The 18,009-nt window shown below is 66.8% G+C and carries 17 protein-coding genes and 1 pseudogene; 9 read left to right on the top strand and 9 right to left on the bottom strand.

Annotated features, from left to right (window positions below; all coding sequences use genetic code 11):
• Positions 1 to 45: 45 nt before the first annotated feature.
• On the bottom strand, positions 46 to 864 hold the full coding sequence (locus tag RCP80_RS17410) for a cutinase family protein (protein ID WP_308478864.1): 819 nt from the start codon (positions 862 to 864) through the stop codon (positions 46 to 48).
• 257 nt (positions 865 to 1,121) lie between these two features.
• Between RCP80_RS17410 and RCP80_RS17405 the strand changes: the two genes are divergently transcribed.
• Positions 1,122 to 1,913: a hypothetical protein gene (locus RCP80_RS17405; protein ID WP_308478863.1), complete on the top strand. Its 792-nt coding sequence runs from the start codon at positions 1,122 to 1,124 to the stop codon at positions 1,911 to 1,913.
• 194 nt (positions 1,914 to 2,107) lie between these two features.
• Here the strand turns inward: RCP80_RS17405 and RCP80_RS17400 are convergent, their stop codons facing one another.
• From RCP80_RS17400 to RCP80_RS17380, 5 genes are all read right to left on the bottom strand, one after another.
• Complete coding sequence (locus RCP80_RS17400; protein ID WP_308478862.1) at positions 2,108 to 3,403, bottom strand: NtaA/DmoA family FMN-dependent monooxygenase; 1,296 nt, start codon at positions 3,401 to 3,403, stop codon at positions 2,108 to 2,110.
• A gap of 24 nt (positions 3,404 to 3,427) precedes the next feature.
• Positions 3,428 to 4,042 (bottom strand): TetR/AcrR family transcriptional regulator, encoded by a 615-nt coding sequence (locus tag RCP80_RS17395; protein WP_308478861.1) that lies wholly within the window; start codon positions 4,040 to 4,042, stop codon positions 3,428 to 3,430.
• Positions 4,039 to 5,865 carry a flavin-containing monooxygenase gene (locus tag RCP80_RS17390; RefSeq protein ID WP_308478860.1) on the bottom strand — a complete coding sequence of 609 codons (1,827 nt, stop codon included), beginning with the start codon at positions 5,863 to 5,865 and terminating at the stop codon, positions 4,039 to 4,041. The genes RCP80_RS17395 and RCP80_RS17390 overlap by 4 nt, the downstream gene beginning before the upstream one ends.
• Before the next feature lie 118 nt (positions 5,866 to 5,983).
• Positions 5,984 to 6,874, bottom strand: a complete 891-nt coding sequence (locus RCP80_RS17385; RefSeq protein WP_308478859.1) for a DMT family transporter — start codon at positions 6,872 to 6,874, stop codon at positions 5,984 to 5,986.
• 10 nt (positions 6,875 to 6,884) lie between these two features.
• The gene (locus tag RCP80_RS17380; protein WP_308478858.1) at positions 6,885 to 7,763 is read right to left on the bottom strand and encodes an SDR family oxidoreductase; all 879 of its coding nucleotides are present in this window, start codon (positions 7,761 to 7,763) and stop codon (positions 6,885 to 6,887) included.
• Positions 7,764 to 7,911: 148 nt separating this feature from the next.
• On the opposite strand from RCP80_RS17380, the gene RCP80_RS17375 reads away from it, so the two are divergent.
• Positions 7,912 to 9,096, top strand: a complete 1,185-nt coding sequence (locus RCP80_RS17375) for an AI-2E family transporter (protein ID WP_373693540.1) — start codon at positions 7,912 to 7,914, stop codon at positions 9,094 to 9,096.
• Positions 9,093 to 9,765 (top strand): annotated as a pseudogene (locus tag RCP80_RS17370) (PIG-L deacetylase family protein). The gene RCP80_RS17375 and the pseudogene RCP80_RS17370 overlap by 4 nt, the downstream one beginning before the upstream one ends.
• Positions 9,766 to 9,780: 15 nt before the next feature.
• Here the strand turns inward: RCP80_RS17370 and RCP80_RS17365 are convergent.
• Positions 9,781 to 12,009 (bottom strand): molybdopterin-containing oxidoreductase family protein, encoded by a 2,229-nt coding sequence (locus RCP80_RS17365; protein ID WP_308478855.1) that lies wholly within the window; start codon positions 12,007 to 12,009, stop codon positions 9,781 to 9,783.
• A 262-nt stretch (positions 12,010 to 12,271) separates the two neighbouring features.
• Here RCP80_RS17365 and RCP80_RS17360 point away from each other — a divergent pair, with 262 nt between their 5' ends.
• The 4 genes from RCP80_RS17360 (at position 12,272) to RCP80_RS17345 (ending at position 14,726) form a co-directional block, all read left to right on the top strand.
• The gene (locus tag RCP80_RS17360; RefSeq protein ID WP_308478854.1) at positions 12,272 to 12,487 is read left to right on the top strand and encodes an antitoxin; all 216 of its coding nucleotides are present in this window, start codon (positions 12,272 to 12,274) and stop codon (positions 12,485 to 12,487) included.
• Entirely contained in the window at positions 12,484 to 12,867 is a 384-nt protein-coding gene (locus RCP80_RS17355; RefSeq protein WP_308478853.1) for a type II toxin-antitoxin system VapC family toxin, read from the top strand. The genes RCP80_RS17360 and RCP80_RS17355 overlap by 4 nt, the downstream gene beginning before the upstream one ends.
• Positions 12,868 to 12,896: 29 nt before the next feature.
• Positions 12,897 to 14,060, top strand: a complete 1,164-nt coding sequence (locus RCP80_RS17350) for a hypothetical protein (RefSeq protein ID WP_308478852.1) — start codon at positions 12,897 to 12,899, stop codon at positions 14,058 to 14,060.
• Positions 14,061 to 14,147: 87 nt separating this feature from the next.
• Positions 14,148 to 14,726: a YdcF family protein gene (locus RCP80_RS17345; protein ID WP_308478851.1), complete on the top strand. Its 579-nt coding sequence runs from the start codon at positions 14,148 to 14,150 to the stop codon at positions 14,724 to 14,726.
• On the opposite strand, the gene RCP80_RS17340 is transcribed toward RCP80_RS17345, so the two are convergent.
• Together RCP80_RS17340 and RCP80_RS17335 are read right to left on the bottom strand one after the other, a co-directional pair.
• Complete coding sequence (locus RCP80_RS17340) at positions 14,723 to 15,121, bottom strand: DUF2237 family protein (protein WP_308478850.1); 399 nt, start codon at positions 15,119 to 15,121, stop codon at positions 14,723 to 14,725. The two genes, RCP80_RS17345 and RCP80_RS17340, sit on opposite strands and share 4 nt — an antisense overlap.
• Positions 15,122 to 15,142: 21 nt before the next feature.
• The gene (locus tag RCP80_RS17335) at positions 15,143 to 15,688 is read right to left on the bottom strand and encodes a TetR/AcrR family transcriptional regulator (protein ID WP_308478849.1); all 546 of its coding nucleotides are present in this window, start codon (positions 15,686 to 15,688) and stop codon (positions 15,143 to 15,145) included.
• Positions 15,689 to 15,851: 163 nt separating this feature from the next.
• Between RCP80_RS17335 and RCP80_RS17330 the strand changes: the two genes are divergently transcribed.
• Together RCP80_RS17330 and RCP80_RS17325 are read left to right on the top strand one after the other, a co-directional pair.
• On the top strand, positions 15,852 to 17,069 hold the full coding sequence (locus RCP80_RS17330) for a cytochrome P450 (protein WP_308478848.1): 1,218 nt from the start codon (positions 15,852 to 15,854) through the stop codon (positions 17,067 to 17,069).
• Between the two features lie 72 nt (positions 17,070 to 17,141).
• On the top strand, positions 17,142 to 18,005 hold the full coding sequence (locus RCP80_RS17325) for a glycoside hydrolase family 16 protein (RefSeq protein ID WP_308482899.1): 864 nt from the start codon (positions 17,142 to 17,144) through the stop codon (positions 18,003 to 18,005).
• Positions 18,006 to 18,009: the final 4 nt, after the last annotated feature.

The raw sequence follows: 18,009 nt of genomic DNA, 5'->3' as shown, positions 1-18,009 counted from the left end.
CTGCTAACTCACCACGCCGGCAGGCGGTGGTCGCGAGACAAAGTACTAGATCAAGCCGCCGCTGTAGTACGGGCCAGGCACCGTCGGAGTCGGCACGGGGGGCACCGGACGGACGGTTCTGGGCTGCTGCGGGCCGGGCGCCTGACCGTATTCGGTCTGTGGAGCATAGGACGGCTGCGAACCGTAGCTAGGCGCTCCGTGGGTCAGCACAGCAGCCGCGATGAACGCCGCCGCCCGATCGGTGTACAGCGGGATGTAACCCTCGGTGTGCCCGCTCCAGGAGTTGCCCGGGCCGTCGTGACAAATCGGGTCGCTGGGATGGCACAAGTCGATCGCCTTGGTGGCGAGCGGTGAATCCTGGGTCGACGTCGACCCACCTGTGCGGCCCGCGACGTTGCCGAACGTCGCGACCGCCGCAACGTTGTCCATGTACTTACGCGGCAGTGGATCGCCCCAATTGACACCGTCGAAACCGGCCACGATGTTGATCACACTTGCGCCCTGCGAATAGCCGCCCAACACGATCTTGGTGTCGGGGCAGGAGTCCGCGGTCGATCGGATGCGGTCGATCGCGTCCTTGGCACCCGCGCCGCTATGCCGCTGAGTAATGGTGGCCTTGTAATCCACGGGGTAAGCCCGGATAGCCAAGCCGCCGGTCTGCCGCCGAAGCGAGTTGACCATGGCCTCACCGACGCGGCCCATGCCGGCTGGTTCGTCGGTGCCGCGAGCGAACACCACCTCGGCGACCGGGCAGTCTTCGGCGGCGGCCGACGGAGCTACGGGCACGGCCAGCGGGATTGCAGTGAGGACCAGTGCCGATGCACCCAACAGGGCCGAACGACGCGCGGCACGCCGGGGAAACATTCCAGGAGTCTATCCATGTAGCCTGTTACACCCTCGTCAGGAGGTGATTTGCCGTGGGCGCGCTGGACCGAAAACTCGAAGATCGTGATTCCCGGCTGGGCATGGCGGGAGTTGGCCGATCGGGGCGCCGAGGCTCGGCCGGTCGGCGCGACAGACCTGTGCCGGCCGCAGCTAACTGCGGGTGGGTTGTCCCAGTGCCCCGCTAGCATCCGTCCATACCGCCGGCAGGGGCCGCGGGCGAGTAGGGGGGATCGTTCATGGCGAGGGGTAAGGAGTCCGGCGGAGTCGGCGCTGGCATATTCGCCATCTTCATACTGATCGCGGTGATCCCGAAGGAGGTTTGGATCTTTCTCGGGGTCACGGCTGCAATCGCCGTCGTGGTATGGATCGGGGTCACCATCGGCAAGGCCGTCCACAAGAACATGCTCGAGGCCGAGGAGCAGGCTCGCAAGCAGCGCGCGGCCGACGCGGCCAAGGCCAAGCGCGACCGCGAAGAAAAGATCCGCAGAGAAAAACAGCAACGCATCGACACCATGGGCGAGAAGAACGCCGCCCGAGTCGAGTCCGCACAATCGGCGGTGAGGAAGATCGCGGCCTCCGAGGCCGCCCGCGAGGGGTGGCTGGGCGACATCGATTTCACCGCAGACATCGCGGCGATCGCGACGGGTTTCCAGAAGGCTTTTGCGCTGAACAAGGTCGCCGGCGAATTGTCCGCCCTGGCTGATCCCAGCGCCGATGATCGCAAGCTGCTCGCGGAGGCCAAGGCCGCCGCGAAAAATTTGGAGACCACCGCGATCGAACGCGTGGAGTTGATCGGAAGGTGCGCCAAGGAAGCCCGACTCGTCGACGCGTCCCTGCAGAAGGAACGCGACGACGCGCGCACCGCCGAGCAGCGCGCCGAACTGCACGGCAAGCTCAGCGCGATGCTCTACGGGATCGAGGCCACCCCGGACGTCACGCCCGCGGACTCGGCGGCAGACCGGGTGCTATCGCGAGTCGCGGCCTACCGGGAGATCAAGAAGCAGATTCAGCTGGCCCGCGACACGTAGCGGTGCTGTTATGCCGCGTCCTGCACCGCGTGATCGGTTGCCGCGCACGACGAGCAGTCGGGCGAATCGATGTCGAACTGGCCGCAACCAGGGCAAATGAAAGGAATCACCGCACCACCATCCATGCTCTGGGGCGCCCCCGTGGCGCCGCGCTCCTGCCCTTTACCCCGGTCGGGACCGCCTTGAAACCTTTCTCAGAACCTTTCGCGCAACGGACGATCGGCCGGCGTGCTGCGGTAGATGCCGCGGTCGATCAGGCGCGGCACCACTTCGTCGATGAACTCCCGGATGGACTGCGCGCCCGCCGAGAACATCAGGTTGAATCCGCCGACGTTGCCGTCGGCGTGCCAGGCCGCGAGGTCCTCGACGATGTCGTCGTAGGAGCCGATGAACTTGCGGTGCGTGGCGCCGCCACGGCCGACGGCCTGGGCGACGACATCGCGCACGGTCACGCCGGGGTGTTGCTGAATCCAGTTGTACAGCCCCACATAATTGCCGAACGTGCTCTTGATCGTCGTCTCGACATCGGCGGGAACCGGCAACGCCTCAACCTGGAACGGGTCGTTGAGGTCCCCGACCGGGATCTCGAGACCGAACTGGCCCAGGGCGAACGGCGCGATCGGCGCCCAGTCGACGTAGCTGTCCAGTTCGTGCAGCTTCTCCTCGGCTTCCTTCGCGGTGCGGCCGAGGTAGGGGATGAGGCCGGGGATGGGCGGGACGGACCCGGGCGCGCGCCCCTGCTCCACCAGCGCCTTGTCCAACGTCTCGCGGTAGGCGGCGGCGCTCTGGCGGGTGGACGAGTTGGTGAACACCATCTCGGCGTGCTTGGCGGCGACCCTGATCCCGGCCCCCGACCCGCCGGCCTGGGCGATCAGCGGCCGACCCTGCCGGCTGGGTGCGACGTTCAGCGGCCCGGCGACCTGAAACAGGTTGCCCCGGTGGTTGATCGGCTCGGCATGGAACCGCGTCCGGCCGTCGGGATCCGTGCGTAACGTGCGGTTGTCCCACAGCGCCCGGAGCACCTGGAGGAACTCGTCGGCGCGCGCGTAGCGCTCCTCGCGGTCCAGATGGCGCACCAGGCTGTAGTTCAGCGCGAAATCGTCGATCACCGACGTCACCGCGTTGTACCCGGCGCGACCGTCGGAGGCCTGGTCCAGTGAGGCCAACAACCGCGCCAGGTTGTACGGGTCGTAGAACGTCGTCGACGCGGTCGCGATGAGGCCAACGTGCTTGGTGTGCTGCGAAATTGCGGTCAGCGCGGTGATGGGCTCCGCCGGCCCGCCGTCGACGGCGGGCGAGCCCTGCATGCCGGGGATGTCGCCGACGAACAGTGCGGTGAACAACCCCTCGTCGCCGAACCGGCCGTAATCGAGCAGGCGCTCGAACGTGCTGCGCTCGGGTACGCCGTGCGCCTGCTCGTAGCCGTGGGCGCCCTGGTGCAGGTTGATGTCGTTGGCCACCAGGTTCAGATGCAGAAAGCGTCGCTCCAATGGGGACTCCTATCAAGAGGCGCTTCAGCGCATGGTGGCGTGCAGGGCGTCGGTCATGGCTTCGATGGCGGCCGCGCGCTCCAGCGGCCAGCCGTCGACGAGCCATAAATGCATGAACGAATCGACCATCGTGTACATCATCGCGATCGCCAGCCGGATCCGATCCTCGGTGGCACCAGGCATGGCGTCGGCCTGCACCCACTCGTCGACGTCGGCTTCCATGGTGGCGCGGTGGGCCGCGGCGAACTCCGGATCGGCCGCGCGCGCCTGGTGCAGCGCCATGTAGAGCTCCGGGGCGGACGTATAGAAATCGACGACCTTTTCGAAGAACGCCCGGATCGACGGGCGACCCGATCTGCCGCCGCGCGGTGCGTCCTGTTGGGACCACACCATCATCCGGGTGTTGCGTAGCTCGCGCAGCACCGCGGCCTTGCTGTCGAAATGCAGGTAGAACGTCGCCCGTCCGATGCCGGCACGGCGCACGATGTCGTCGATAGTCACCGCGACATACCCGCGTTCGGCGAACGCGTCCAGCGCGGCGGTCATGATGTGGTCCCGGGTCATCATGCGGTGGCGGTCCCGCATCGTGAGTTTCGGTGCCGCGGACCCGGTTTCGGCGACATCAGTGGTTTCGGTCACGCAAGTGTCACCCCCTCCAACCGGCCCGTCGAGCGCCATTCGGCCAGCATGTCGAAGAACTCGACGGGCTTCCCGCCGAAGTTGGTCGACAACATGCCGTGCGGATTCTCTTTGTCACCCTCGGAGCTGAGATAGCTGGGGGTGCACTCGGCGTAGAAGGCCTTGGGCTTCTCCGAGGATTCGTTCATCGTCGCCAGCCAGTCCTCTTCCGCTTCGGCGGTGGCTTCGATGGTGGTGGCGCCGCGTTCGACGAAAGTGCGTACCAGGTAGGCGAAGTGGCGCGCGCGTTCCTCGGCGGTGTGGGTGTAGTTGGGGGACACCCCGGACTGGGTGTAGCCGAGGAAGAAGCAGTTGGGGAAGCCGTGGGTCTGCAGCCCATGCAACGTCCGCATGCCCTTGGCCCATTTGTCGCCGAGGCGCACACCCTCCTTGCCGACGATCTCGAACCCGAGTCGGCGGGTGAACTCGGTACCCACCTCGAATCCGGTGGCGAACACCAGCGCGTCGAGTTCGTATTCGACGCCGGCGACCACCACGGCGGTCTCGATGAACCGCTCCACCCCGCGGCCATCGGTGTCGACCAGGGTGACGTTGGGGCGGTTGAAGGTGTCCAGGTATTGGTCGTGGTAGCCCGGGCGCTTGCAGTTGAGACGGTACCAAGGCTTCAGTGCCGCAGCGGTTTTCGGGTCCTTGACGGTGGTGTCGATGCGCGCGCGCAGGCGCTCCATCGCGTCCCAGTCGGCGCGGAACAGGAAGTCGGTGATCTCTTCGACGGTCATCTCGCGGCCGAGTCGCGCGGTCTCGCGGGCGACGGCGGGTTCGGACAGCGCGAGCGCCTTCTGCGTCCACCCGTCGTCGGTGAGGTCGACGTCCATCTCGACCCCGCAGGTGACGCGGGTGAAGTTCTCCATCCGCTCGCGCTGCCACCCGGGCCTGAGGCCGGCCGCCCACTGCGGATCGGTGGGCCGGTTACCTCGCTCGGAGACGGTGCTCGGGGTCCGCTGGAACACATACAGGTGCTGTGCGTGTTCGCCCAGATACGGAATGCACTGCAGCCCAGTGGAACCGGTGCCGATGACGCCGACGCGCTTGTCGGCCAGTCCGGTCAGTCCGCCGGACTCGTCGCCGCGGGTGTATCCGAAGTCCCAGCGGCTGGTGTGGAAGGTGTGCCCGCGGAACTCGTTGATGCCCGCAATGCCGGGCAGCTTCGGGCGGGTCAGCGATCCCGGGGACACCGCGACCATCGTCGCGGTGAAGTGGTCGCCCCGGTCGGTGCGGATCCGCCAGTTCTTGGCCCGCTCGTCCCAGTCCATGCCGGTGACGGTGGTCTGCAGCAGTGCGTTCTCGTACAGGCCGTAGTGCTTGGCGCAGTTCTGCAGGTGCTCGCGGATCTCCCCGCCGTGCGCGTAGCGCTCCGTCGGGATGTAGTTCAGTTCCTCGAGCAGCGGCAGATAGATGTAGGACTCGACGTCGCATTGCACGCCGGGATACCGGTTCCAGTACCAGGTGCCGCCGAAGTCGCCGGCGGTGTCGATCATCCTGATGTCGTCGACGCCCGCCTCCTGCAGGCGTGCCGCGGCCAGAATGCTGCCCAGGCCGGCGCCGATGATCGCCACCTGGACGTGGTCGCGCACCGGATCACGCTCGACCCGTTCGGTCCACGGATCGTCGGCGTAATGCGAGAAATCGGCGGTGACCTCGACGAACTGGTTCACCGCGTCGGGCCGCAGCCGCTTGTCGCGCTCGAACGCGTACTTCGCGCGCACCCACTCGGCGTCGTACTCGGCCGGTTTGGGCCCCGGGTCGGTGGCCGTCTCTGGCATCGGGTGGCGCTCCTCGTCGTAATTCGCTAGACATGCTGTCCAGTCAGCAGACTGTCAAGCATCCTGCCAGACGAGCAGTATTTTGTAACGGGTTGGGGTCCGATCGGCGCAGGTGACCTCAGGCTTCGGTGCGCTCGACGGCGCCTCTGGCCCGCACGGCCACCAGGCCGCCGCCGATGACCAGCGCCATGCCGAGGTAGCCGAACAGCGTCGGTCGCTGATCCCAGACGATCCAGTCGATCAGCGCGGTGAACACGATGACGGAGTAGATGAACGGCCCCACCTTCTCCGCGGAGGCGTACCGGTAGGCCACCACGATGAGGATCTGCGAGAGCAGGTGCGCCACCCCGAGGCCGATCAACCAGGCCCAGGCCTGCGCCGGGAAGGGCTGCCAGTCCAGCACGGCGATGGGGAGGATCAGCACCGCCGAGATCAGGAAGTAGTAGAACAAGATCCTGGTGATCGGCTCGGTCGCGCCGAGCCAGCGCACCGACATCATCGCGACGGCCAGCAGGACCGCGCCGGCAAGCGCGGACAGCTCGCCGATGTTGAAGGCGTGGCCTTGCGGCTGCAGCACGAAAAGGATGCCCACAAAGCCGATTCCGGCACCCAGCCATGTTGCCCGCGACACCCGCTGGCGCGTGACGGCCCAGGCGATCAACGGCATCCACAGCGGCGCGCTGTAGGTCAGCAGCGTGGCGTTGGCCAGGGGGAGCTGGGTGATCGCGAAGAACAGTGCGTACCAACAGGCGGTGCCGGTCACCGCGCGCACGACGTGCAGCCCGAGTTTGTCCGTGCGCAACGCGGACCGGCCGCCGCGCCACGCGACCGGCGCGATGAAGATCAAGCAGATCAGATTCTGGAACAGCAACAGGACGCCGGTCGAGGTGTATTGAGCCGACACCTTGGCCAGGGCGGCCACCAGTGCGACGCAGAAGAAGGCCACCGTGGTCAGGACCGCACCCAGCACCAGGTTCTCCGGCCGGTGTTCCCCTGCCGTGCTCGACATTTGGCGCGCCTCAGGCTGGAGCGGGATCAACGACGGTCATCGCGTTGCGCGCGTTCATGCGTCGTGTCTCGCGTTCCAGGATGTTGTTGAGGGCGCGCGGCGCGACGACGTCGAGCGCCCGTAGTGCGATCGCCTTGCGGGGCGCGATGCGGATCGGTCTGGTGCGCGCCGCGGTGACCATCCAGTCGGCGGCCTCATCGGGGGTCAACGCGGGCAGGCCGTCGTAAGCCCGGGTGGGGGCGATCATGGGGGTCGCGACCAGCGGGTAGTACACCGTGGTGGAGTGCACGCCGGAGGATCCCCATTCGGTGTCGATGACCCGGCTGACGGCGCTCAGTGCCGCCTTGGAGGCGTTGTACGCGGCGAACATGGGTGAGGATTCCGGCAGCACCCGCCAGGTGGCGATATTGATGATGTGGCCGTCACCGCGTTCGACCATGCCCGGCGCCAGGCCCCGGATCAGACGCAGCGGCGCATAGTAGTTGAGCGCCATCACCCGTTCGATGTCATGCCAGCGTGCCAGCGATTCGGCCAGCGGCCTGCGGATGGACCGGGCCGCATTGTTGATCAGAATGTCCACGGGGCCAACCGCCTCCACCAACTCGTCGATCTGGCCGAGGTCGGTCAGATCGGTCGGGACGGCGAGGGCGCTGCCGCCCGACGCGACGATCTGCCCCACGACTTCGCCCAGCAGGGCCTCCCGTCGTGCGACGGCAATCACCGTCGCGCCGGCCGCGGCGAGCTTCTGCGCAGCTATGGCACCGATGCCCGACGACGCGCCGGTCAGCAAAATCCGCTTGCCGCACAGCTCCACTGTCGTGCGTGCGGGCCACCTCGGCATCGGACGCATCCCGGCCAGCCGCATCGCGCTATGGACCTTCGCTAACACGGTGCCTCCCGGTCCGGCCGGCACCGGGATGGGCCGCCGTTGACAATGTAGGGCGTCGGGTTTGGAGCACGCAGCTCAACGGCTTATTCGACATCGGTGACCGACGCGCCGTCGATGGCGATAGCGTGGGCCCCATGGCGTTGGAAGGATTCTCGTGAGCGATCCCGGTTCCGATAGCTCGCCGAGCCGAAGCAGGCCGGATCGCGGCGCCGTGATCGGTGCCGGCGGCACCTGGCTGGCGAAGTGGTCGGTGATCCTCGTGGCCATCGCCGCGGGCACCGTGGTGCTCGCCTGGATTGCCGCACAGCTGTGGGTGATCGTCCTGCCGGTGCTGCTTGCGGTGGTGCTGTGCACCGTGCTCTGGCCGCCGGCCCGGTTGCTGATGGACCGGGTAGGCCTGCCGCCGGCAGCGTCGGCCACGACCACCCTGCTGCTGTTCCTCGCTCTCGCCTCCGGTGTGGTCGCGCTGATCGTGCCGCCGGTGTTGAACCAGATGCCGGAGCTCATCGACCAGGCAACAGCGGGCATCAGCAGGCTGCAGGAGTGGATCGCGGGCCCACCGATCAACCTGCGGCAGGAACAGTTCGACGGCTATGTCGACACCGTCGTCAACGCCATGCGGGAGTCGTCCTCGGCGATCGCCAGCGGCGTCGTCACCGGCGTCAGCACCGTGGGGACGCTGGTCCTGACGCTGTTGCTGACCATCGTGCTGTCGTTCTTCTTCCTCAAGGACGGCCGCCGGTTCCTGCCCTGGTTGACGCGCACGACCGGGAGCCGCGCGGGTCGGCACCTCGCCGAGGTACTGGCCGAAATGTGGAAGAACCTCGGCGGCTTCATCCGCGCCCAGGCGGCGGTGAGCCTGATCGACGCGGTCTTCATCGGCGCCGGGCTGTTGATCCTCGGCGTGCCGCTGGCACCGGTGCTGGCGGTGCTGACGTTCATCGGCGGGTTCGTGCCGTTCGTCGGCGCCTTCGTGGCAGGCGCGCTGGCGGTGCTGATTGCGCTGGTGGCCAACGGCTTCACCAACGCGCTGCTGGTGCTCGCGCTCATCATCGCGGTCCAGCAGATCGAAGGCAATGTGCTGCAGCCGATTCTGCAGAGTCGCACCATGAAGCTGCATCCGGTGCTCGTTCTGCTCGGTGTCACCGCGGGCGGTTCGCTGTTCGGGATCGTCGGGGCGTTCCTGGCCGTGCCTACGGTCGCCATGGTCGCCGTCGTCGCGCGCTACGTCAACGAACAGATCGACCTGCGCGCCGATGAGACCGACGAGATCGAGGACCCTGAGGAAGCGGAGGAGAATGCCGTCCCCGCAAACGATTCCGGGGATCCCTGAGGGTGCAGCCCTTTCCGGCGGACTGGCGCACCGCACTGGTGGTGGTGGCGCATCCGGACGATGCCGAGTACGAGATGGCCGCGGCGGTGGCCAAGTGGACGACGGCCGGCAAGAGGGTGCATTACGCGCTGGCGTCGCGGGGTGAGGCGGGAATCGCCGGCATGCCCACCGAGATCGCGGGTCCGGTCCGCGAGCGCGAGCAGCGGGAATCGGCCGCGATCGTCGGCGTGCACGACGTGCAATTCTGGGATTTTCTCGACGGCAGCATTTACGACACTCCTGAACTGCGCGCCAAGATCGCCGAGGCGATCATCGCAGTCGAACCTGAGGTGGTGCTCGCCATTTACGGCGGTCCCGAATGGGAGCCGGGCGCGCCGAACCAACGCGACCACATCGAATGCGCGACCGCGGTGGCCGGCGCCTTCGACGCCCTAACCGATCCGCCGCGGTGGCTGTTCGAGAACGGTCCGCAGCCCACGCACGGGGAGCCGGTCGAGGGCTACCTCGACGCCGCGATCGAGGCCCTGGCCGCGCACGAGGCCACTCGACCCGGCCACACCGGTCATCGAACAGGCGCGCCGACAGATCGAGGCGGCCGCAAGTCCGCTGCCAGAGTTCGATGGCCGGCCCACCGTGGGTTTCATCCTGCGACGCCACACCGGCAAGTGAGTGCGCGGATAACCCCTAAGCCAGGTTGTCCACTTCTTCAACCGTGCGCGCGGTGACATTCACCGGGATGTTGCTCTGCCGGGGCAGTCCGGAGATCGGGTCGTACTCGATGGCGGTGGGGACGAGGCGCCCGACGTTGCTTCCACGTTCGCGGACCTCGTCGTCCTCGGACGGGAGACCGCCAAAGGCGTGGTGCATGGCGATCACGTCGTGACGCAGGCTGTCGTCGGCCTCGGCGATGGCGGGGATGTAGTCGTGTGGCGAGGTCACTGTCACCAGGTCCCCCGACTGTAAGCCGAGCGCATTGAGCGCGTTGGGGTGCATGTAAGCCGGGTTGTAGGGTTTGCCCCCGTTGAGCTTGGCGAGGCCGGTGCCCGAGGAGTTCATGAAGCTGCCGTGCCTGCGGGAGATCAACCGGAGGGGGTAGGCCGTGTCGCTGCGCGCGGTGTGAAAGTCCTCGGCCAACACCTCGGTGAGTTCAGTGAGCATGCGCGGGTTGCCGATATCGAGGCGCGCGGTGCAGTCGGGGTCGCGTTCCTGCACCACAGCGTCGATGTCGAAGATGCGGCCGTGGGGGTGGCTGGCGACGTCGTCGAGAGGGATGCGGGAGTTGGCGCACATCTCGACGAACAATTCCTCGGTGGTGAGGTTGGTGTTCTTGTCCATGGTGACCACCACCGGCGCCGACTCCATGAACCTGCCGCCGCCCCCGCCGAAGAAGTTGACGAAGAACATCTGCAGGTTCATGCGCTTGGCCAGGCCGAGGAAGAACTTCCACTCCTCGACCAGGTCTGCGCCCTCGGGTGGATCGATGAGGCGCGGCGCGTACTGCGCGTACGCCGCCGGAATGCCGGTCCCGCCGGCGTAGTATTTGATGAGCTCGCTGCCTTGGGTCATGGCCGGGGTTTCCATCTGCATCATCGGTGCGATGACGTAGTCGGCGAGCCGCGAGGTCAGTGACATCTCAGTGTCCAGGGTGACCAGCAGATCGAGAGACTCCATGGCGCGGTAGGTCTTTCGCTGGTCCGGCCAGGCAGCCATCGGATTGCCGCCGACACAGATCAGGGCCCGGACCTGTCCCTCGCCCTCCAGCAGGATCTCATCAGCCAGGGCAGCGGTCGGCAGGCCTGCCACGGTGTCGGTGAGGCCACGGACCCGCAACTGCTCGCCGTAACCCCAACCCTCGTACGGCGGATGTGCTTGGGCCTTGGCGGTGTAGGCCGGCATCAACGTGTTGGGCCGAAGTACGCGCTCACCGGCACGCTGCCAGCGTCCACATATCGTGGTCAGGCACAAACAGAGGTACTCCAGCAGAGTGCCGTGCGCGGAGAAGTTCGCTCCGGTACCAGCATTCACCATGCCCCCGCGGCTCCCATGCGTGGCGAACAAGTGTGCCGCGTCGATCAATTGCTGAACCGGAATATCGGCGCGCTCGGACACGTACTCCGGCGAGAAGGGCGAGACAGCGGCAGCCAACTCCTCGAAACCGACGACGTTCTCGGTGAGGAACCCTGTGTCACAGAGGTTTTCGCGGATAATGAAATTGATGATCCCGGCGACGATGGCGACGTCCTCGCCTGGTCGGGGCTGGATGTGGATCGCCGCGCGCGCCGCGGTCTGCGAGCGGCGGGGATCGATGACGATGAGGTTCATGCCGCGGGCAATTGCGGCGCGCAGGCTCTGACCCGGGTTCTGGCCGGGAATTCCGATCGACTTGGAGACCAGTGGGTTGGTTCCGACAAGCATCCAGGTATCGGCCTCGTTGAACGGGACGTCTCCACCCAGCCAGTGCCCGTGCAGAGCCAGCGCGATCTGCTTGCCGGGCTGGTCGATGGTGTTGGCGGTGAAGAACATCGGTGATTCGATGGCGCGCATGAAGGCGTTGGCCGTCAACGGGCTCGGCGGGTACGGCAGCCCGTTGGTGCCGAGATACAGCGCCACCGAGCGGGGTCCGTAGGTTTCGATGAGGTGCTTGAGGCGGTCCGCGATCTCGTCGGTGGCCTGTTCGGCGTCGATGGGCGCGTAGGTTCCGTCAGGTTGGCGCTTCTGGCTGTGCAGCAGGCGGCTCGGGTTGTTGTGGATCTCCGGTAACGCACGGCCTTTGCTGCAGGTGTAACCCTTGAACATCGGATTGTCCGGGTCGCCGGTCACTTTGGTCAGCCTGCCGTCGACCACGGTAGCGAGCACGCCGCAGTGCGCGGAGCAGATGCGGCAGATCCCCGGCCGCGTGGTCGTCTCAGTCACAGGCCGGGATCCTCACCGTAGGGCGACCACTCTTGGTCGTCGGCACGATGCTAAGCGTCTGCTCAGCACTTTGCAATAACGCCGAAGGCTCATTCTCGTCCAAGAGTTGCCGCCCAGCGACTGGACTCCACCGGCGCGTTTGAGTTCCGAGGCAGCCGTGGATACCTCCGCAGCCCACCGTGGGCTTCATCCTGCAGCGCCGGGCCCGCTAATGCTAGCTAGCTGCTAGCAATATGCCAGCACCACGCATACAATGTTGGGCATGCGGACTTTGCATTTGCGTAACGTGCCAGAAGAGGTGATGGACCGCCTCGAACGGCTGGCGCGCTCGGCGAAAACATCGGTGACTGCTGTAGCCATCCGCGAGCTTGATGCGGCAACCCGGCGGGTGGACAACGCCGCGTTGGTGGCCACGCTGCCCGATCTGGGGATTTCAGCCGATTCAATCGTGGAGTCGGTGCGGGCTGAGCGGCGGTGATTGTCCTCGATGCTTCCGCTGCGGTGTCGGCATTGCTCAACGACGGTCAGGCCCGCCGGTTGGTCGCCGCCGAGTCTTTGCATGCGCCGCATCTGGTGGACGTCGAGGTCGTCAGCGCGCTGCGACGGCTCGCTGCCTCCGGAACACTGAGTGCCGGTGATGGCCACAGCTGTGTCCAGGCCTGGAGCCGGATCGGGTTGATCCGTTACGCCGCAGGGCCGCTGCTGGATCGGGTTTGGGAGCTTCGCCACGGGGTTTCCGCCTACGACGCAATGTACGTCGCCCTGGCCGAGAATCTGGACTGCGCCCTCGTCACCGCCGACGCGCGGTTGGGCAACGCGTCCGGGCTGCATTGCCCAGTCACGGTAGTGCCCAACTGAAGGCGTCCGTGGTCGGTAGGGTTCCGGTCATGACTGATGGCCGCCAACGACGCGAGGCCAAGCAGGCCCGACGGGATGCCCGGCGCATCGGTCGGCGCCGCCGGGAAGAGACGCCGACAGAGGCTCCCGAGGAGTTTCCGTTGGTCGAGGAGGTGCGCGAGGCGCTGGCCGCCGACCATCCGCTGCATCTGCTGTGGCTGGTCAGCACCATCGTCCAGGCCACGGTGCCGGACCCGCCGTTGCTGGAAGCGCCCGAACCTGAGTCCGAGCCCGACGCGCCCGACCTCGACGACCTGGCCGAGAGTTTCATCGCGGTACCGATCCCGGAGACCACCGCGCTGCTGGCGGTGCTCGCGGAGTTGGCCGAGGATCCCGACTTGACGAGCCGCTGCGCGCAGGAGGTCTCGCAGCGCGACGACGAATTGCCGCCGTGGATCCCCGATTTGGCGCAGACCAACGTGTACCGGGCGGTGCGGATGACCCATGTGCTCGGCGACGGTGACGACCTGATGCTCGGGGTGCGGCTACCCCACGGCTACGAGATGACCTGCGTGGTGTTCATCGATCACAACATGATGTCCACTGCCGGGGACGCGTTCTTCGTCCCGGATTCGCTCGAGGCCGTTCTCGCGGTAGCTGAGCACAATCGCACCGACGCCGATACCGAGCTGGTCGAGATGAGTCTGAACGATGCCTGCGCGTGGCTGAACGAGGCTCTGATCGCCGACGAGATCTCGCATACTCCAATGGAATCCGACACCTGGCCGGCGTGCCGGCCGCTGGTGCAGTGGCTCTGTCGGTCGCTGCCGACGGGTGGTTCCGGCTATCAGGGGCCCGCCATCACCGACGACGAGCAGCGGGAATTTCTCGACAGGTACTTCGCCTCGCTGGTGGGGCAGCGGTTCGACACATCCGATCACCGCAATCTCCTAGAGACCTGTATCGAAGACGGGACCGGGGATCCGCTGCGGTGGAGCGAGGTTCGGGTAGAAAACCTGTTCAATGACGCCGCGGTGGAAATAGGCTACGCGTCGTTCCAATGCCTGCAGGATCTGCCCGACCTGTTGCGCGCCTACATTCCATTCGCGCACGCCGAGGCAGGGATACGCCAGGAGTTGACCGCAGAAGCCTTGACCGCCATCGACAACGCGGAGGCGCAGTTTCTGGCAGACCTCGGGGAGCAGGGGGACTGACCGCCCCGGGGGTAACAATCGCCCGCCCTGCAACGACATCATCGTCAGTAACGTGGACCTCAGCTGTCCCAGAGTCGCGGAGGGTGTATGCGCAGCCGATGGAAGGCGCCGGTGGCCGCGCTGGCGCTGGCATTGGTCACGATCCTGGGCGGCGTCGAACTGGGGATTGCGCAGGCCGCGCCGACACCGGCGGGCAAGGACTTCACCAAACCGGCGATCGTCATCCTGGGCTACGGCCTGCATCCGGACGGCAGCATGCGTCCGCTGCTGCGCCGACGGGTGCTGGCCGGGCTGGCGGTCGCGCACAGCTACCCGCAGTCGCCGGTCATCGTCACGGGCGGCAACCCGCGCAACGGTGTCACCGAGGCCGAGCAGATGCGCAAGATGCTCGTCACGCTCGGTATTCCGAACAGCCGGATCATCGTCGAGGACCGCGCCAACAGCACCGTGCAGAACGCCAGGTTCTCCGTTCCGCTGGCCGAGAAGGCGGGCACCACCGGCATCATCCTGGTGACCTCGAGCACGCATCAGGGCCGCGCCGACGGTGACTTCATCGCCGCCGGCGGCAACATCCTGGCGACCGTCAGCTACCCCGACGGCAATCCGGCGCTGAACATCACCCAGTTCGTCCGCGATGCGCTCAGCCCTGTCACGAACTTCGGCTAGTCCAAGTCGCCCACGTCGTCGGGCACGTCAACGGCGTACTGCCGCAACGTTTCCAGCTGAACCACGTCCAGGGTCCGTTCGTGGGTGCAGGCCAGGACCACCGGCGCGGCGCACCCGGCGTGGTGGGCGCGTAGCCAGTTCCGCGCGGTGACACACCACCGGTCGCCGGGGGTCAGGCCGGGAAAGCGATAGGCGCGAGCCGGGGTGGACAGGTCGTTGCCGATGGATTGTTGATGCTTGAGGAAGTCGGCGGTGACGACGGCGCAGATGGTATGCAGGCCGATGTCCTCGGGTCCGGCCGAACAGCACCCGTCGCGGTGGAACCCAGTCAGCGGTTCGGTGCCGCACGGTTCGAGTGGGCCACCAAGGACGTTGCGGTCAGACCGGTCAGACATCGCCTCAGTATCCCCGAGCGGTCAGCCGTCGAACGGCGGACCCAAGAGTCGCCGCAGCATCTCGGTCTCCTCGCGGGTGTCCTTGAGCGGCCAGAACCACAGCGACATCACCACCCGGATCAGCCACTGGGCAGCAAGCGGGTCGGGAGTGGACTGTGCCAGCATCTCGGCGGCGAGCCCGGTGACGATGGGCGAGGCGGTCAGCCAGTCACTGCCGGGCCCGGGTTGGACGGCCCGCATCATCGGGCTGAACGGTTCGGACCGCATCTCGCGCAAGGCCACAGCGGTGGCGGTGACCACCCGGTCGGATCCGTGCAGTCCGGCTATCTCGCGACGGACGGTGTCCACCACTTGCAGCGACAGCCGCGCCACCACCTCGTCGCGGATGGCGGCCTTTCCGCCGGTGTGGCGGTAGATCGTGGCCGGTGAGCAATGGATCGCGGCGGCCAGCGCATCGATGGTGAAGGCGTCGTAACCGCGGCGGGTGATCAGTGCGGTCGCTCCCGCGTAGATCCGGTCGGCCGCCGCGTCGTGCCGGTCACCCACCAACCAGTCTTGCAGGGCCATCCGTAGATTCTCGCACACTGCGAGTCAATCACGATTTTCTCTCACCGATCTGTGCTGGTGGGCGCCCGCGTCTGGGAGTAATCCGTCCAGGTCTGCCGCGGGTGGCCCCTCGACTTTCGCCGCCTTCATTGATCTCCGATGCCACCGCGCGCAGCCTGGGCCCATGCAAGCTCTTGACGATCCCCGCCGACTCTTCGGCACCGACGCACTGCAGGACCCCTACCCGCGCTACGCGCAATTGCGCGCACAGGCGCAGGTGCATCGAATCGGCGACTCGCAGTTCTACGCCGTCTGCGGCTGGGACGCCGTGGTCGAGGCGGTCAGCCGAGTCGAGGATTTCTCCTCCAATCTGACTGCCACCATGGTCTTCGGCGACGACGGCAGCGTCACTGCGTTTCCCATGGGGGAACTCGATGCCCCGATCCATGCGCTGGCCACCGCCGACGATCCCGTGCATGCGGCGCAACGCAAGATCTTGTTGCCGCACTTGTCGGCGAAACGCGTCCAGGTGATCGAGGACTACGCCGCGCAGACCATGCGGCGGCTGTGGGAGCAGGCCGGTCCCGACGGAGACATCGAATGGATGGGCGCCGTCGCGAACCGGCTGCCCATGCTGGTGGTGGCGCGACTGCTGGGCCTACCGGAGGGCGACGTCGACGAGCTCATCCGGCTCGGCTACGCCACCACCACGTTGTTGGACGGCGTCGTCACCGCCGCGCAACTGGAGGCCGCGGGAGTGGCGGCGATGCAACTGTCCGGGTATGTCCTGGAGCATTTCGCCCGGGCCGCCGACACCCCCGTTCCGGGTTTGATCGGTGATCTCGCAGCGCGGTGCGCCACCGGCGAACTGGAGCAGATTCCCGCCCTGGGCATGATGCTGACGTTGTTCAGTGCCGCCGGCGAATCGACCGCGTCCCTGCTGGGCAGCGCGGCGTGGATCCTGGGGACCCAGCCTGGGGTGCAGCGCCAACTGCGCGCGAACCCCGAAGTCCTCGGGGCTTTCATCGAGGAAGTGCTGCGTTACGAGCCACCCTTTCGTGGGCACTACCGCCACGTTCGGCGGGACACCGAACTGGCCGGCGTGCCGGTGCCCGCGGGCTCTCGGCTGCTGCTGATGTGGGGCGCGGCCAACCGCGACTCCGCTCAGTTCGACGCACCCGACGAGTTCCGGCTCGACCGCGTTGCGGGCAAGGGGCACATGGCGTTCGGTAAAGGCGTGCACTTTTGCGTCGGTGCCGCACTGGCCCGGCTCGAGGCGCGGGTCGTGCTGGGGACGCTGCTGGAGCGCACCAGCTGGATCGAACCCGTCGACGTCGGGCCGTGGCTGCCCAGCATCCTCGTCCGCCGCCTGGAACGGCTGACGCTGAGCCTCCGACAATGACGCAGCTAGACACGTTTCGGCGGTGTGCAGCCGTATCGCCACCGGTGCTTTAGGGTGCTAGACGTGCCTCAAATCGATCGTCGCAACATGATGTTGATGGCGGGACTCGGCGCCCTCGGCGCCGCGCTTCCCCTCCCAAAGGCGCTGGCCGAACCAGCCCAGCCGGATGCCCCGGTAGGGCCGGACGCTCCGTCCCTGCCCGGCCAACCGGCGCCGTCGGCCGCGACCGCACCTGCCATGCGTTTTTCTGACAACTTCGACGGCCCGGCCGGCTCGAGCATCGACTATTCGAAGTGGCGCGTCGAGCCCGCCCGGGAGCGGATCAAGAACCCGGTGTTCTGGGATCGGCCCGAGAACATGGGCGAATACCGGGACAGCCGCGAGAACCTGTTCCTCGACGGCAACGGCAACCTGGTCATTCGCGCCACCAAAGAAGGCGGCAAGTACTTCGGTGCCAAGATCACCGGGACCCAACCGGTGGGGATCAACAGCACCTGGGAAGCCCGGATCAAGCTGGAATGCCAAACCGCCGGCTGCTGGCCGGCCTGGTGGATTCTGAACAACAATCCCGTCGATGGCGGCGAGATCGACCTGATGGAGTGGTACGGCAACAACGACTGGCCGTCGGGGATGACCGTGCACACCAAGCTGGACGGCACCTCGCACCGCACCATGCGGATCCCCATCGATGGCAACTGGCACACCTGGCGCACCACCTGGAACAGCAGCGGGCTGTACTTCTGGAAGGACTACGCGCCCGGCATGGAGCCGATCTTCACGGTGCCGGCGTTCTCGATGGATCCGTGGCCGTTCAACAATCCCGGCTACACCTTTGTCCCGGTGCTCAATCTGGCGGTCGCCGGATCCGGCGGCGGCGACCCGTCCGGCGGCACCTATCCGGCGCAGATGCTCGTCGACTACGTGCACGTCTTCTAACCGC

This window comes from Mycolicibacterium sp. MU0053 (assembly GCF_963378095.1).
Lineage (GTDB): Bacteria > Actinomycetota > Actinomycetes > Mycobacteriales > Mycobacteriaceae > Mycobacterium > Mycobacterium burgundiense.
The sequence above is the reverse complement of the archived record's forward strand: the minus strand, read 5'-3'. Positions and strand labels throughout refer to the sequence as shown.